The sequence below is a fragment of the Streptomyces sp. NPDC048481 genome, assembly GCF_043200075.1.
Classification (GTDB): domain Bacteria; phylum Actinomycetota; class Actinomycetes; order Streptomycetales; family Streptomycetaceae; genus Streptomyces.
Window position 1 is genome coordinate 595,502 of the sequence record NZ_JBICXC010000003.1, and the last position, 15,255, is coordinate 610,756.

The 15,255-nt window shown below is 71.7% G+C and carries 14 protein-coding genes; 5 read left to right on the forward strand and 9 right to left on the reverse strand.

Going from position 1 to position 15,255, the window contains the following annotated elements:
• The first annotated feature begins 251 nt into the window (after window positions 1-251).
• The 5 genes from ACGFSH_RS13345 (at window position 252) to ACGFSH_RS13365 (ending at window position 4,132) form a co-directional block, all read left to right on the forward strand.
• On the forward strand, window positions 252-1,229 hold the full coding sequence (locus ACGFSH_RS13345; protein WP_393348137.1) for an ABC transporter ATP-binding protein: 978 nt from the start codon (window positions 252-254) through the stop codon (window positions 1,227-1,229).
• Window positions 1,219-2,127 (forward strand): ABC transporter permease, encoded by a 909-nt coding sequence (locus ACGFSH_RS13350; protein WP_393347859.1) that lies wholly within the window; start codon window positions 1,219-1,221, stop codon window positions 2,125-2,127. The genes ACGFSH_RS13345 and ACGFSH_RS13350 overlap by 11 nt, the downstream gene beginning before the upstream one ends.
• Window positions 2,124-3,035: an ABC transporter ATP-binding protein gene (locus ACGFSH_RS13355; RefSeq protein ID WP_393347861.1), complete on the forward strand. Its 912-nt coding sequence runs from the start codon at window positions 2,124-2,126 to the stop codon at window positions 3,033-3,035. The genes ACGFSH_RS13350 and ACGFSH_RS13355 overlap by 4 nt, the downstream gene beginning before the upstream one ends.
• A 10-nt stretch (window positions 3,036-3,045) precedes the next feature.
• A complete protein-coding gene (locus ACGFSH_RS13360) occupies window positions 3,046-3,765 on the forward strand; it encodes an ABC transporter permease subunit (protein ID WP_393347863.1) in 720 nt (239 codons plus the stop codon).
• Between the two features lie 124 nt (window positions 3,766-3,889).
• Entirely contained in the window at window positions 3,890-4,132 is a 243-nt protein-coding gene (locus tag ACGFSH_RS13365; protein WP_393347865.1) for a hypothetical protein, read from the forward strand.
• Window positions 4,133-4,763: 631 nt separating this feature from the next.
• On the opposite strand, the gene ACGFSH_RS13370 is transcribed toward ACGFSH_RS13365, so the two are convergent.
• From ACGFSH_RS13370 to ACGFSH_RS13410, 9 genes are all read right to left on the reverse strand, one after another.
• Window positions 4,764-5,600 (reverse strand): HAD family hydrolase, encoded by an 837-nt coding sequence (locus ACGFSH_RS13370; protein ID WP_393347867.1) that lies wholly within the window; start codon window positions 5,598-5,600, stop codon window positions 4,764-4,766.
• Between the two features lie 5 nt (window positions 5,601-5,605).
• The gene (gene serS, locus ACGFSH_RS13375; RefSeq protein ID WP_393347869.1) at window positions 5,606-6,883 is read right to left on the reverse strand and encodes a serine--tRNA ligase; all 1,278 of its coding nucleotides are present in this window, start codon (window positions 6,881-6,883) and stop codon (window positions 5,606-5,608) included.
• A 660-nt stretch (window positions 6,884-7,543) separates the two neighbouring features.
• Entirely contained in the window at window positions 7,544-8,476 is a 933-nt protein-coding gene (gene pheA, locus ACGFSH_RS13380) for a prephenate dehydratase (protein ID WP_393347871.1), read from the reverse strand.
• A 115-nt stretch (window positions 8,477-8,591) separates the two neighbouring features.
• Window positions 8,592-9,959: an iron uptake transporter deferrochelatase/peroxidase subunit gene (gene efeB / locus ACGFSH_RS13385; protein WP_393347873.1), complete on the reverse strand. Its 1,368-nt coding sequence runs from the start codon at window positions 9,957-9,959 to the stop codon at window positions 8,592-8,594.
• Window positions 9,960-10,080: 121 nt separating this feature from the next.
• The gene (locus ACGFSH_RS13390) at window positions 10,081-12,084 is read right to left on the reverse strand and encodes a copper resistance CopC/CopD family protein (RefSeq protein WP_393347875.1); all 2,004 of its coding nucleotides are present in this window, start codon (window positions 12,082-12,084) and stop codon (window positions 10,081-10,083) included.
• Between the two features lie 13 nt (window positions 12,085-12,097).
• Window positions 12,098-12,568 (reverse strand): copper chaperone PCu(A)C, encoded by a 471-nt coding sequence (locus ACGFSH_RS13395; protein WP_393347877.1) that lies wholly within the window; start codon window positions 12,566-12,568, stop codon window positions 12,098-12,100.
• On the reverse strand, window positions 12,565-13,215 hold the full coding sequence (locus ACGFSH_RS13400) for an SCO family protein (protein ID WP_393347878.1): 651 nt from the start codon (window positions 13,213-13,215) through the stop codon (window positions 12,565-12,567). Before ACGFSH_RS13400 ends, ACGFSH_RS13395 begins: the two co-directional genes overlap by 4 nt.
• A 167-nt stretch (window positions 13,216-13,382) precedes the next feature.
• Complete coding sequence (locus tag ACGFSH_RS13405) at window positions 13,383-14,138, reverse strand: YcnI family protein (RefSeq protein ID WP_393347880.1); 756 nt, start codon at window positions 14,136-14,138, stop codon at window positions 13,383-13,385.
• A gap of 127 nt (window positions 14,139-14,265) precedes the next feature.
• On the reverse strand, window positions 14,266-15,135 hold the full coding sequence (locus tag ACGFSH_RS13410) for a hypothetical protein (protein WP_393347882.1): 870 nt from the start codon (window positions 15,133-15,135) through the stop codon (window positions 14,266-14,268).
• Between the last annotated feature and the right edge of the window lie 120 nt (window positions 15,136-15,255).

A 15,255-nucleotide genomic window follows, 5' to 3' on the forward strand; every position in this document is an offset into this window, starting at 1 on the left:
CGGCATCGCCTCGGCCCCCAGACCCGCCCTCGAACCGTCCGTAACCTGACATCACCGAATGTGACAGTCGTTAGAGGCTGCGTCAATAGGCGGGATCCGGCCTGTGCGGAGCCCCCGCCGCGGCCCTCGGGACCCCGTAGCTCTCAGGCATGGCATCCCCTACGTGCCCGTACACCTGAGGTCTGAGGACAAGACGGCTCTGAGGTCTGATGAATTCCGTGGCGTGCGTCACTACTTTTGAGGACGTGACTGTGATCGCGACCGAAAGCCTGAGCAAGCGGTTCCCCCGGGTGACCGCTCTTGACCGGCTCTCCGTGGACGTCGGACCCGGTGTGACCGGGCTCGTCGGAGCCAACGGAGCCGGCAAGTCCACACTGATCAAGATCCTGCTGGGTCTGTCGCCCGCCTCCGAGGGCCGAGCCGAGGTGCTCGGCCTCGACGTCGCGAGCAAGGGCGCCGCCATCCGCGAACGCGTCGGCTACATGCCGGAGCACGACTGCCTGCCGCCCGACGTCTCCGCCACCGAGTTCGTCGTGCACATGGCCCGGATGTCCGGCCTGCCCCCGACCGCCGCACGCGAACGCACCGCGGACACCCTGCGCCACGTCGGCCTGTACGAGGAGCGCTACCGTCCCATCGGCGGCTACTCGACCGGCATGAAGCAGCGCGTGAAGCTCGCCCAGGCCCTCGTCCACGACCCCCAGCTGGTCTTCCTCGACGAGCCGACCAACGGCCTCGACCCGGTCGGCCGCGACGAGATGCTCGGCCTGATCCGCCGCATCCACACCGACTTCGGCATCTCGGTCCTGGTCACCTCCCACCTGCTGGGCGAGCTGGAACGCACCTGCGACCACGTCGTGGTCGTCGACGGCGGCAAACTCCTGCGCTCCAGCTCCACCACCGACTTCACCCAGACCACGACCACCCTCGCGATCGAGGTCACCGACACCGACGAGCACCCCGACGGCACCCGCGCGGTGCGCGAGGCGCTCCGCGCGCGCGGCGTCGAGGTCCTCGACGCGAACAGCGCCCTGCCCGGCGCCGGCCACGTCCTGCTGCTGACCGCGCAGGGCGAGGAGACGTACGACGTCGTCCGCGACGCGGTGGCCGAACTGGGCCTCGGCCTGGTCCGCATGGAACAGCGCAGACACCACATCTCCGAGGTCTTCACCGACCGCGACGCCGAGAACGACCAGCAGCGGAAGGAGGCCGTCGGCCATGGCAGTTGAGCACCCGGTCACCGCCCCCGCGGGAGACCAGACCCGCATCCACAACATCGGCTACCGCAGCTACGACGGCCCCCGGCTGGGCCGCGCCTACGCCCGCCGCTCCCTCTACTCGCAGTCCCTGCGCGGCGCCTACGGCCTCGGCCGCTCGGTGAAGTCCAAGGTGCTGCCGATGCTGCTCTTCGTGGTGATGTGCGTGCCCGCGGCCATCATGGTCGCCGTCGCGGTCGCCACCAAGGCCAAGGAACTGCCCGTCGACTACACCCGCTACGCGATCATCATGCAGGCCGTCATCAGCCTGTACGTCGCTTCCCAGGCGCCCCAGTCCGTCTCGCGCGACCTGCGCTTCAAGACCGTGCCGCTGTACTTCTCGCGGCCCATCGAGACCGCGGACTACGTACGCGCCAAGTTCGCCGCGCTGGCCTCCGCGCTCTTCGTGCTCACCGCGGCCCCGCTGCTGGTGCTGTACGTGGGCGCGCTGCTGGCCAAGCTCGACTTCGCCGACCAGACCAAGGGATTCGGTCAGGGGCTCGTCTCCGTGGCACTGCTCTCGCTGCTCTTCGCCGGCATCGGCCTGGTCATCGCCTCGGTGACCCCGCGCCGTGGCTTCGGCATCGCCGCCGTCATCGCCGTGCTGACGATCTCCTACGGCGCGGTCTCCACGCTCCAGGCCATCGCCGAGGCGCAGAACAGCACCGGTTCCATCCCCTGGATCGGCCTGTTCTCCCCCGTCACGCTGATCGACGGCGTGCAGTCGGCGTTCCTGGGCGCCACCTCCGCCTTCCCCGGCGGGGTCGGCCCCTCCGACGGACAGGGCGTCGTCTACGTCCTCGTCGTCCTCGGCCTGATCGCCGCCGGCTACGGCCTCCTGATCCGCCGCTACCGGAAGGTGGGCCTGTGACCAAGCTCAGCATCGACCACGTCTCCCGCTGGTTCGGCAACGTGGTCGCCGTCAACGACATCACCATGACCATCGGCCCCGGCGTCACCGGTCTGCTCGGCCCCAACGGCGCCGGGAAGTCCACCCTCATCAACATGATGGGCGGCTTCCTGGCCCCCTCCACGGGCACGGTCACCCTCGACGGACAGCCGGTCTGGCGCAACGAGACGATCTACCGGCAGATCGGCATCGTCCCCGAGCGCGAGGCCATGTACGACTTCCTCACCGGCCGCGAATTCGTCGTCGCCAACGCCGAACTGCACGGCCTGAGCGCCAAGGCCGCCCAGAAGGCGCTGGCCACCGTCGAGATGGAGTACGCGCAGGACCGCAAGATCCAGACGTACTCCAAGGGCATGCGCCAGCGGGTCAAGATGGCCAGCGCGCTCGTCCACGACCCCTCACTGCTGCTGCTCGACGAGCCCTTCAACGGCATGGACCCGCGCCAGCGCATGCAGCTCATGGACCTGCTGCGGCGCATGGGCGACGAGGGCCGCACCGTGCTGTTCTCGTCGCACATCCTCGAAGAGGTCGAGCAACTCGCCTGGCACATCGAGGTCGTCGTCGCCGGCCGGCACGCGGCCAGCGGCGACTTCCGCAAGATCCGCCGTCTGATGACGGACCGTCCGCACCGCTATCTGGTGCGCTCCAGCGACGACCGCGCCCTCGCGGCCGCGCTGATCGCCGACCCGTCGACCGCGGGCATCGAGGTCGACCTCGCCGAGGGCGCGCTGCGCGTCCAGGCCGTCGACTTCGGCCGCTTCACGGCCCTGTTGCCGAGGGTCGCCAAGGACCACGGCATCCGGCTGCTCACGGTCTCGCCGTCCGACGAGTCCCTCGAGTCCGTCTTCTCGTATCTCGTCGCGGCGTAGGAGGCCCAAGATGTACGACCCCACAGTCGCCCGGCTCACCTACCGGGCCCTGCTCGGCCGTCGCCGGGCCCTCATCTTGAGCGCGCTGCCCCTGCTGCTGATCGCGATCTCCGTGGTCGTGCGCGGCCTCGCCGGGGCGGACGACCAGACGGCGTCCGACCTGCTCGGCGGCCTCGCACTGGCCACGATGGTCCCGATCATCGGCGTCATCGCGGGCACCGGCGCCATCGGCCCCGAGATCGACGACGGCTCGGTGGTGTACCTGCTGTCCAAGCCGCTGAAGCGGCCGACGATCATCTTCACCAAGCTGATCGTGGCGATCGCGGTGACGATGGTCTTCTCGGCCCTGCCGACGTTGATCGCCGGGTTCATCCTCAACGGCAACGGCCAGCAGATCGCCGTCGCCTACACCGTGGCCGCGCTCGTCTCCTCCATTGCCTACGCCGCCGTCTTCCTGCTCCTCGGCACGGTCTCGCGGCACGCGGTGGTGTTCGGCCTCGTCTACGCCCTCGTCTGGGAGGCCCTGTTCGGCTCCCTCGTGCCGGGCGCGCGCACGCTCAGCGTCCAGCAGTGGTCGCTGGCGGTCGCCCACAAGGTCGCGGGCGGGGACCTCGTGACCTCGGACGTCGGACTGACCACGGCGACGGTGCTGCTGGTCGTCGTGACCGTGCTGGCCACCTGGTACGCCGGACAGAAGCTGCGGTCGCTGACGCTCGCCGGCGAGGAGTGAGCGGCCCTGCCGGGACGCGGGACGGCCGGCCTTGAGGGCGGCTTCACCCGCGTCCCGGCAGACTGAGCGCGGCTTGCGGCTTGCCGCACGCGGCACCCGGAACCGGAGGAAGGGGAGGACGGGGATGGCGGACGACGGCACGATGGACGGCGGCCGGAAGCGGTCCGAGGACGCCGTGTGGGACGACCTCGTCCTGGACGACGACTTCATACGGGCCGCCGAGACGTCCGAACCGTCGGCCCGCGCCCGGATGCTCGCCGCGCGGTGGCGGGGGGAGTCGCCCGAGCCGCAGCCCTGGCGCTCCGACGAGCCGCCGGCGGGCTGGTTCTTCAGCAAGGCGCGTCGACGCAGGTGGCGCCGCCGGTAGTCGCCGCCCGGCCCGCGGCTTTCGCACGGGTGTTTTATTCGGTGGCGTCCCGCTCGTCCGACGGGCACAGTGGTCCTGCCCGCACGGCGCGGGCCGGCCGGATGACATCCGGCGACACGGACTGGGTGAGGAGTTCGGGGATGCCCATGCACGGCGGCCCGTCGAACTCCCTTCAGGGCAGCCTGTGGCGGGTTCCGGAGTAGTTACGGCTCCGTCGAACCCACCTCTCACAGGCGAACTGCCCGGGGCGGCCGCTTCGAGCACGCGATGTCGCTCTCGCGTGGGCCGCCCTCCCGGAGAATTACCGAGCGACAGGCGTCGTCCCGCGCCTCGCCCCCCGCACCTCGCCGAGCGGGACGGCGTCATCGGGTCGCGGAGACCGGACCGGGTGCGGACCGGGGCGCCTTCGGGCGACCTCGGCCGCAACCCGCGGTCCCGGTCGCGTCCCGGCCGCAATCCCCTGCCCGCGCCGGATGACCGGTCCCCGCGCCCCTGATCGCCTCCGCGTGCGTCGCGTGGGTCTGTGGGCGGTCCCCCCGGCGGCCTGCCCGCAAGAGAGGGGCGTGAGGGGCCCGCCGGGGCGCCGGGGTCCGTGCAGGACCGGGGGCGGACCACCGGCGGGACCGTGCGGCTACTTCAGGAAGCGTTCCAGGACTTCCGCGATGCCGTCGTCCTCGTTGGAGGACGTCACCTCGTCGGCGACCGCGCGCAGTTCCTGGTGGGCGTTGGCCATGGCCACGCCGTGGGCGGCCCAGGCGAACATGGGGATGTCGTTGGGCATGTCGCCGAAGGCGATGGTCTCGGTCTTCTTCATGCCCAGGCGGCGGGCGGCCAGCGAGAGGCCCGTGGCCTTGGACAGGCCCAGCGGGAGCAGTTCCACGATGCCCGCGCCGGCCATCGCGACCGTGACGAAGCCGCCGGCGGCCTGCCGGGCGGCCTCGGCCAGCTCGTCGTCCGACAGATCGGGATGCTGTATGTAGATCTTGTTCAGCGGCGCCGACCACAGGTCGGAGGCGTCGGTGAACGGCGTCGCCGGGAGGCTGCCGGTGACCGCGTAACCGGGCCCCACCAGCACGTCACCGTCCAGCCCGTCGCGGCTGGCCGCCAGGTGCAGCGGGCCGACCGCCGCCTCGATCTTGGCCAGGGCCACGCCCGCGAGCCGGCGGTCGAGGGTGACCGAGGTCAGCAGGCGGTGCGAGCCGGCGTCGTAGACCTGGGCGCCCTGGCCGCAGACCGCGAGACCGTCGTAGCCGAGGTCGTCCAGGATGTGCCGGGTCCACGGGACCCCGCGGCCCGTCACGACGAGGTGCGCGGCGCCCGCCGCGGTGGCCGCGGCCAGGGCGTCACGCGTGCGCCGCGAGACCGACTCGTCGGAGCGCAGCAGCGTTCCGTCCAGGTCGGTCGCGATCAGGCGGTACGGGAAGCCCCGGGACTCCTCGGACTCCCCGCACTCCCCGGGGGCGGACACGGCGCTCACCTGGCGACCGGCTCCAGGACCTCCCGGCCGCCGAGGTAGGGGCGCAGCACCTCGGGGACGTACACGGAACCGTCGGCCTGCTGGTGGTTCTCCAGGATGGCGACGATGGTGCGCGGGACGGCGCACAGCGTGCCGTTCAGCGTGGCCAGCGGGCGGACCTGCTTGCCCTCGCGGACGCGGATCGACAGACGGCGGGACTGGAACTCGGTGCAGTCCGAAGTCGAGGTCAGCTCGCGGTACTTGCCCTGGGTCGGGATCCAGGCCTCGCAGTCGAACTTGCGGGCGGCCGAGGAGCCGAGGTCACCGGAGGCGACGTCGATGACCCGGAACGGCAGCTCCAGGGCGGACAGCCACTGCTTCTCCCATGCGAGCAGCCGCTGGTGCTCGGCCTGCGAGTCCTCGGGCTTGACGTACGAGAACATCTCGACCTTGTCGAACTGGTGGACCCGGAAGATGCCCTTGGTGTCCTTGCCGTGCGAACCGGCCTCACGGCGGAAGCAGGGCGAGAAGCCCGCGTAGCGCAGCGGCAGCTTGTCCGCGTCGATGATCTCGTCCATGTGGTACGCGGCGAGCGGCACCTCGGACGTGCCGACCAGGTAGAGGTCGTCCTTGTCGAGGTGGTAGACGTCCTGGGCCGCCTGGCCGAGGAAGCCGGTGCCCGCCATGGACTGCGGACGGACCAGCGCCGGGGTGAGCATCGGCGTGAAGCCGGCGGCCGTGGCCTGGGCGATCGCCGCGTTGACCAGGGCCAGCTCGAGCAGGGCGCCGACGCCGGTGAGGAAGTAGAAGCGCGAGCCGGAGACCTTCGCGCCGCGCTCCACGTCGATCGCGCCGAGGATCTGGCCGAGCTCCAGGTGGTCCTTGGGCTCGAAGCCCTCGGCGCCGAAGTCGCGGATGGTGCCGTGCGTCTCGAGGGTGACGAAGTCCTCCTCGCCGCCCACGGGCACGTCGGGGTGCACGAGGTTGCCGAGCCGCTGGAGCAGCTCCTGGGTCTCGGCGACGGCCGCGTCGCGCTCGGCGTCGGCGGCCTTGACGTCGGCGGCGAGCTGGCTCGCCTTCTTCAGCAGCTCGGCCTTCTCGTCCGCGGACGCCTTGGGGATGAGCTTGCCGAGCGATCGCTGCTCGGCGCGCAGCTCGTCGAAGCGGACGCCGGACGACCTGCGTCGCTCGTCGGCGGACAGGAGGGAGTCGACGAGCGCGACGTCCTCTCCACGGGCACGCTGGGAGGCGCGCGCACGGTCGGGGTCCTCACGGAGCAGGCGAAGGTCAATCACGCGGCCAAGGCTACCCGTGCGGGGTTGCGGCTCACGACTCGGATTCCCGCGTCGCCCGCCGCGTGTTCCGGCGCCCTGGCGGAGTGTCCGCAGAGTGTTCGGAATTGCTCCTTACGGTGCGTTATGGGCTAATTGCCGAACGTGTCAATAAAGCGCGTCTCACTCCCTGGGACGGAGCATGTGACGGGCGTCGCATTGACTCGACTTCCTTGTGTCGCACGGGATTTGAGGGCGGAGTTGTCCACAGGAATCCACACCCCGTGCGAGTTATCCACAGGGTGTGCGAAAGATCTGTGGACATCGGAATTGATCATTCCGCGACCTCCTCCCGCCCGGGAGAATTCCCTTCCCAAACCCGGCCCCAGCCCACTTTCGGGTGGAAATGGGTCGCCCTGAAGGGTTGATCGAAGGAAACAGGTGGACGAGGGGTGACATGCGGGTTGCCAGTCGCCCTGAGGGGATGAAGACCGATTTGTCGACTGAATGATGCTTCGTTGTCGACTTGTCCTCAGGTCGAGAAGCGGCCCTGTGGATAACTTCTGTGGATAACGAAGATATGCAGGTAGGACCAGTCTCGGACTCACCCCGAGCGGCTGCCGGACGCCTGTCCGGCCGGCACCGGGCCGGTGCAGGGCCCGCCCCGGGTGACCCGCGGACGGGTCAGAAACGGCCGTCCTGGCAGCGCGCCACCCAGTCCGCGGCTGCCATGAACTCCCCGTCGGAGGTTCCGGTCAGCGGGGTCTCGACATCCGCCGCGTCGACCTCCGCACGCGGATACGAGCCGAGAAAGCGCACCTCGCGGCAGATCCTTTTCAGCCCCATGAGCGCCTCGGCCATCCGGCGATCGGAGATGTGCCCTTCGGCGTCGATGCAGAAGCAGTAATTGCCGATGCCCGCGCCCGTCGGGCGGGACTGAAGCAGCATGAGGTTGACGCCCCGGGTGGCGAACTCGCCCAGAAGGTCGCGCAGGCCGCCGGGATGGTCGTCGCGCTGCCACAGCACGACGGACGTCTTGTCCGCGCCGGTCGGCGCCGCCGGCCGCGCGGGCCGCCCCACCAGGACGAACCTGGTCTGCGCGTTCTCGGCGTCATGGATCTCGGTTTCCAGGGCGGTCAGTCCGTAGCGGGCGGCGGCGAACTCGCCGGCGAAGGCGGCGTCATAGCGGCCCTCCTGGACCAGCCGGGCGGCGTCCGCGTTGGAGGCGGCCGACTCCCAGGCGGCGTCCGGGAGGTTCGCCTTCAGCCAGTTGCGCACCTGGGGCTGCGCGGCCGGATGGGCCGAGACCGTCTTGATGTCCGCCAGCTCGGTGCCGGGCCGCACCAGCAGGGCGAACGTGATGGACAGCAGGACCTCGCGGTAGATCATCAGCGGGGCGCCCGCGACCAGCTCGTCCAGCGTCGTGGTGATACCGCCCTCGACCGAGTTCTCGATGGGGACGAACGCCGCCTCGGCCTCGCCGGAGCGGACCGCGTCGAGCGCGGACTGCACCGACACGTACGGCATGAGCTGCCGGGTGGCGGCCTCCGGAAGCGTGCGCAGGGCGACCTCCGTGAAGGTGCCCTCGGGGCCGAGATACGCATAGCTCGCTGGCATGACCTCACCCTAATGGCCCTCGCGCGGCGGGGTGCAGGCGTCTCACGAGGTGCCCTCGCAGGAATGAATCCGCGCAGCGGGGCGTGACCTCGCGGGATCCGCTGGGCGCGCCCCGTCAGGCCTCCAGGAGGCGCTGGCCCACGTACTCCCCCTCCGCGGCCCCGCCGGGCACCGCGAACAGGCCGCTGGACTCGTGGCGGATGTACCGGGAGAGCGCGTCGCCCCGGTCCAGCTTGCGCTGCACGGTGACGAAGCCGCGCAGCGGGTCCGCCTGCCAGCAGACGAAGAGCAGGCCCGCGTCGGGGGTGCCGTCCGGGTCGATGCCGTCGTGGTACGAGAAGGGGCGCCGCAGCATGGCGGCGCCGCCGTTCTGGTCGGGACGCGTGATGCGTGCGTGCGCGTTGATCGGGACGACCAGATCGCCGTTGGCGTCGGTCTTCTCCAGGTCCATCTCGGTGGTCTCGGTCCCTCCGGACAGGGCCGCCCCGTCCGCCTTGCGTCGGCCGATGACCTGCTCCTGCGCGGCGAGCGACAGTTTCTCCCAGTCGTCGAGGAGCATGCGGATGCGGCGGACGACGGCGTAGGAGCCGTTGGCCATCCACGCCGGGTCCTTGGCGCCGGAGGCCGGGACGAAGATGCGCTCGTCGAAGTCGGAGTCGGTCGTCCGGGGGTTGCGGGTCCCGTCCAGCTGGCCCATCAGGTTGCGGGCCGTCATGGGGTGGGCGGTGGCGCCCGGCGTCCGGTTGAAGCCGTTCATCTGCCAGCGGACCTTCGCGGCGCTGCCCGCGTCCTTCTGGACGGCGCGCAGGGCGTGAAAGGCGACCAGGGCGTCGTCCGCGCCGATCTGCACCCACAGGTCGCCGTTGCTGCGGGCCTTGTCGAGGTGGTCGGAGGAGAAGTCCGGGAGCGGGTCGAGGGCGACCGGCCGCTGCTTCTCCAGGCCGGTGCGGGTGAAGAAGCTGTTGCCGAAGCCGAAGGTGATCGTCAGGGACGAGGGGCCGGCGTCGCGGGCCACATCGGTGTCGCCGTGGGGGGCGGCCTCACCGGCCATCAGCCGCCGGGCCGTCTCCGACCAGCGGCGCAGCAGGGCGGCGGCCTCCTTGCGGCCGGCTCCCGCGGCGAGGTCGAACGCGACGAGATGACCGCGTGCCTGGAGGCCCTGGGTGATTCCGGGCTGATGTTTCACGTGGAACATCGCCTGCCCGGACCCGATGGAGGAGAGCGGGGTCGCCTCGGCGGGGGCCGCGGCATATCCGGCGGCCGCGCCCGCAGCGCCGAGGACGAGTCCGGTCGCTCCGGCGGTGCCGAGCAGCTTGCGCCGGGTGAGCCCCTGGCCCGAGGAGGCGGCGGGGGGAGGAGCCGGGGAGGCGGCGCCTACCCGGGTTGCGCCGCCCTTCGCCGTGTCCTTCGCCGTGCCGCCCTTCGCCGGGGCGGCCTTCGCTCCGCCGGCTTTGGGCGTACGGGTCGCGTCCGTCGTGGCCATGGGCGTGGCGCTCCTGGCCGTCGCGTTCTTGTCTGTTCCGCGTTTGCCCGTTCCGTTCCTGCCGGGGCCGGGGGAGTCGGGGGTGCGGGCGTCGGGGAGGGACGAGTCGGGCATGGTGCGGTCAGCCGATCTGAGCGTTCTTGGACACGGTCACCTGGTCGATGTCGGAGGTGCGCACGGTGACGGCGACCTTCCATTCGCCCGCCATGGGGATCTGCACGGCGCTCGCCGCCCAGTGGCCGGTGGTGATGTGGTCGGGGGCGACGGGCAGCGGTCCGATGTCCTTGGCTTCGAGGGTGAAGGCGACCTTGACCTCGGGCACGTCGAAGGCGCGGCCGTTGGGGCGGGTGACGTAGACGTGCATCTCGTTGGCGCCGGCGCGTGCGGGGTCGAGGTCGACGCTGACCACGCCCTTGCCGTCGGTGCCGCCGGTGTCGAAGGACATGTCCAGCGTGAGCGCGCCGGAGGCGGAGTCCGAGGAGGCTGGGGCGGACGACGCGGCGCCGGTGGCCGCGGCGGCCTCCTGCTCCGTGCGGCCGGGCTCGGTCGAGGTGAGGACGGTGGTGACGGCGAGCAGCACGACGGCGACGCCGGCCTCGGCGAACACCGAGCGTCGCAGGCCGAAGCGGTCGGCGTCGGAGTCCCGCAGTCTCTTCTCGCGGGTGGCGTCGACGGCGGCCTGTTGCCGGGCGAGCTGCGCGGCGCGTTCGTCGCTTCCCGGAGCGGTCTCGGCGCCCTTCGCGCCCTTCCCGCCCTTGGAGCCGGCCTTGCCCGCGGCGGGGCCGGCGGTCGCGCCGGCCGTGTCTGCCGATCGCCGGCCCGCCGTGACCACGGGCTGGTGAGCCTTGGCCGTTTCCGCGACGGTCGCCGTTTTGGTGGTGTGCGCGGCGGCAGTCGTGTCCGTGAGGCGGGAGGTCCACCGGCGGGAGATCCAGGCGATGCCCACGAGCAGTGCGACGAGGCCGATCTTGACGAGGAGCAGCTGGCCGTAGCGGGTGTCGGTGAAGGCGGACCAGGAGCCGAGCTGGCGCCAGGACTGGTAGACGCCGGTGGCGACGAGGGTGACGACGCTGCCGAAGGCGACCTGGGAGAAGCGGCGGACGGCGGTTGCCTCGACGGGCCGGTCGGCGGGCGCCCGGTAGAGGGCGACGAGGAGGGCGGTGAGTCCGCCGAGCCAGGTCGCGACGGCCAGCAGGTGCAGCACGTCGACGGGCATCGCGATGCCCGGCTGCAACCCGGTGGAGGCGTGTTCGGCCATGGCCCAGCTCGCCGCGAGTCCGGCGGACACGACGGTTCCGCCGATCGCGAGCCCGAAGGTCAGGTCCCGTTTCTCCTCGTCCTCGCGCTTGTCGTAGGCGCCGAAGAGGACGGCGATGAACAGCGCGGCGGCGGCGAGCAGCAGCAGCCGGGAGACGAGGGCGGCGCCGGTCTTGGTCTGGAGGACCTGCCCGAGGAGGTCGAGGTCGAAGACGTCCCCGAGTTTCCCGGATCCGGCGTAGGAGCCGCGCAGGAGCAGCAGGAAGAGGGTGGCGGCGGTCATGGCGAGCCAGCCGGAGAGGACGAGCCGCTGCATGGCCCGCACTCCGGTGCCGCGCGGCCAGCAGGCGAGCACGAAGGCGGCCCCGCCGGCCATCACGATGAATCCGGCGTACGAGGCGTACCGTCCGAGGCCGTAGAGCCAGCCGACGACTCCGCCGCCGGCCACCTGGTCGGACACCGACACGGTGGTCTTGGAGGGGGAGCCGATGGAGAAGGTGTAGGCGCCGGCGACGGGGTGGCTGTCGGCGGAGACGACCTGGTAGGTCACGGTGTAGGTGCCGTCGGGCAGCCCGGTGTGCAGCTGGACGGCGTAGGTTGCGCCGCCGACCTCGGACGGTTTGCCGGTGTCGACGCGGGTGCCTTTGGGGTCCAGGACGCGCACGGAGTCGTCGTTCATCGAGACGGTCTCGGAGAAGGTGAGCGACACCTGCGTGGGCGCCTTGTCGACCACCACCCCCTGCGCGGGGTCGCTGCCGGTCAGCGCGGCGTGCGCGGAGGCGGGTCCGGCGCCGGCCAGGAGTGCGCCGGCGACCGCCAGGAACAGCAGCACGAGCATCCGGACGCGGGGGGCGATGGTCTGCGTCAAGGTGGTCCCTCCCTCAGTGGCCGGTGTTGGGGGTGTACGTGGCGGACTTCACCGGCATCTCGACCGTGAGGGGGTCGGAGGAGGCGAAGTGGAGCCGGACGGTCACGGTCTCGCCCTGCACCGGCTTCGTCTTCAGCATCTCGAACATCAGGTGGTTGCCGCCGCTCTTGAACACGAGTTGACCGTGGGCGGGCACGTCGAAGGAGCCGACCTGCTCCATCGACGATCCGGCGGTCCTGTGGAGGGTCACCTGGCCCGCGGCCGGGCTGGTGACGGAGGTCAGCTCGTCCTGGGCGTCGCCCTTGTTGACGATGGTGAGGAAGCCGGCGGCCATGGTGTCGGAGACGGGCTGCGGGATGTAGGCGGCCTGGACGGACAGGTCGGCGGTGCCGTCACCGTCCGATCCGCAGCCCGCCAGCAGGAGTGCGCCCGTGACCACCGTGGCGGGTACGGCGAGCAGCCGTGCGGACCGCGTCGGCCTCACGGGTTCTCTCCCTTGACGATCTTGGGGAGGTCCTTGGTGTAGTCGTCGACGGTGGCGCTCTCGCCGTACAGGAGGTAGCCCGCGTCCGTCTTCGGGGAGAAGGCGACGACCTGGGTTCCGTGGGTGGAGACGATCTTGCCGTTCTTGTCCTTGTGCGGGGGCTCGACGGTGATGCCGAGGCTGCGGGCCGCGGCCTCGACCGTGGCGAACTTTCCGCTCAGGCCGACGACCTGGGGGTCGATGCCCTTGAGCCACTTGCCGAGTGCGGCCGGGGTGTCGCGGTCCGGGTCGGTGGTGACGAACACGACGCGCAGAGCGTCCTGCTGGGCCTTGGGCAGCTGCTTCTTGGCGACGGCGATGTTGTTCATCGTCAGCGGGCAGACGTCGGGGCAGTTGGTGTAGCCGAAGTAGATCAGCGTGGGGTGGCCGGCGGTCTCCTTGCGGAGGTCGTACGGCTTGCCCTGGGTGTCGGTGAGCACCAGGGCGGGCTTGGTGAAGGGCTGGTCGAGCACGGTCACGGGCCGCTGGGCGGTCTCCTGGGAGACGGCGGCCACGGAACTGCCGCTGTCGTCGTCGCTGCCGCAGGCGGAGAGGGTGAGGGTGGCGGCCGCGATCAGCGCGGCTGCGGCGAAGGTCTTCTTGCGCATAGAGAAATGTCCCAGATGTATGGAATCCGGCGCGCACCGGGTGCTCGGCGGGGTGCACGGCCTGCCGTACGGAAAGGAGTACGGCGGCTTCCGCACCCCGGTGCGTCCCGGTGCGCACCGCGGGGAGCCGGCGTCGGACGGCGGCGGCCGTCGGACGCGGCGGGGGATCAGGCCTCGGTGGCGGGGGTGCGGCGGCGTCCGGCGAGCACGCCGTAGGCGACGCCGGCGGCGCCGACCACGATGCCGACCACGCCGAGGACCCGGGCGGTGGTGTCGCTGCCGTCGGAGCCGGCGGCGGTCGTGGTGGCGGTCGCCTTGGCGTCGTCGGACTTGTCGGAGGCGTCCTCGGCGGCGGCGCCGTGGTGGCCGTCCTTGGCGGGCGCGGTCAGGGTGAGCACGGGGGCCGGGTTCTCCGGCTCCTCGGCGCCGTCCTCATGGACCTCGATCCAGCGCACGACCTCCTTGTCGGAGTACGTCTGGATCGCCTTGAAGACCAGTTCGTCGGCGTCCTCGGGCAGCGCGCCGACCGACACCGGGAACTTCTGGAAGAAGCCGGGCTGGACGCCGCCGCCGGTGGCGGTCCAGGTGATCTTGGAGACGGCTTCGGAGATCTGCTTGCCGTGGACCTCGAGGGGCTTGGCGAGCTTCGCCTTGGTGACGACGATCTTCCAGCCCTGGATCGGCTCCGGCATCGCGGAGGCCAGCGGGTGGTCGGCCGGGAAGGCGACCTCGAGCTTGGCGGTCGAGGCGTCGTCGCGCTCGTTGGGGACCTTGAAGTCGACGACCGCGTAGCCGCCCTTGGCCGCGGCGCCCTCGGCGGCGACGCTCACGTGGGCGAGGGCGGGCGAGGACAGGGCCAGGACGCCGGCCCCGGCGACGGCAGCGGCGGCGGCGACACGGGTGGCGATACGAGAGGCCTTCATGGCAGGGAGCACTCCACTCTGAGTGAGTCTGTGGCTGAGGAGGCGTGGGCACGGACGTGCGCACGCGCGCGTGCCGCACGACGGCGGCCGCTCTCCCCGGTCGTGGTGGAGTGCTGGTCGTGTCGTGTCAGGCAGCGAGGGCGAGGGCGGCCGGGTGCGGGGGGCCTCGCCGGATGACCGAGTGCTGGAGCGCGGTGATGCGGGGAACGGCCGGAGCGGGCAGTCCGGCGCACGGGACGCGCGGTCCCGCTCCGGGCGCGGCCGGCAGACCCGCGATCAGGGCGCGCACCAGCGCGAGCGCCCCGCGCAGGGACCGTACGAGCGCCCCCTCGGCGACTCCGTGGGCCGACAGGGCGAGCAGCCGCAGCAGGGCCTTGTCGCCGCGCCGCAGCAACCAGCCGGCGGCGACGGCCGCCAGGACGTGGCCCAGCAGCATCGGCAGGGACGGCAGCAGGGGGATCGGCGAGCCGGACGTGGACAGGACGTCCGCGGAATGGCGCATCGACCCCATCCCGCTCATGCCGTCCACGGCCGTCGCACTGCCGCCGCCGCCCGTGGCGCCGGGGTAGAGCCGGGCGTTCACCAGGATCTTCTGCGCCTCGGCCGGGCTGATCGCGGCCGCCGTGGACCCGCACACCAGCCGGGCCGCCCGGGCGACGAGCGCGGCGTCCGTCCCGGACAGCGGGGCGGACGCGTCGGCGGAGAGCGGAGCGGCCGCGGCGACGGTGTGCTGGCCGAGGCCGAAGAGGGTGTGCAGCGCGCTCTGCCCGACGGCGAGCAGGGCCGCGATGCCCGGCAGCGAGCGCTCGCGCCCGGCGAGCGGCGCCACGACCGCGAGGACGCCCAGGAATCCCGCGCCCAGCGTCCACAGCGGGACGACGGCGCAGGACGCCATGGAGTGCCCGGCAGCGGCCAGCACGACGCAGACCGCGGCGAACACCGCGGCCCGCAGCAGCCGTAGATCGCGACCGGAGGGCGCGCTGTGGGGGGCAGTCATGGCGGGCTCATCATCGCACTGGCCCCACGACCGCCGTACGGCAGGTCCACAAGGTCGCAAAGATCCCCGGAGACCGGCCGAAAGCGGAAGATCACTCTCCGGCAGGGCGGGTGCTCCTGG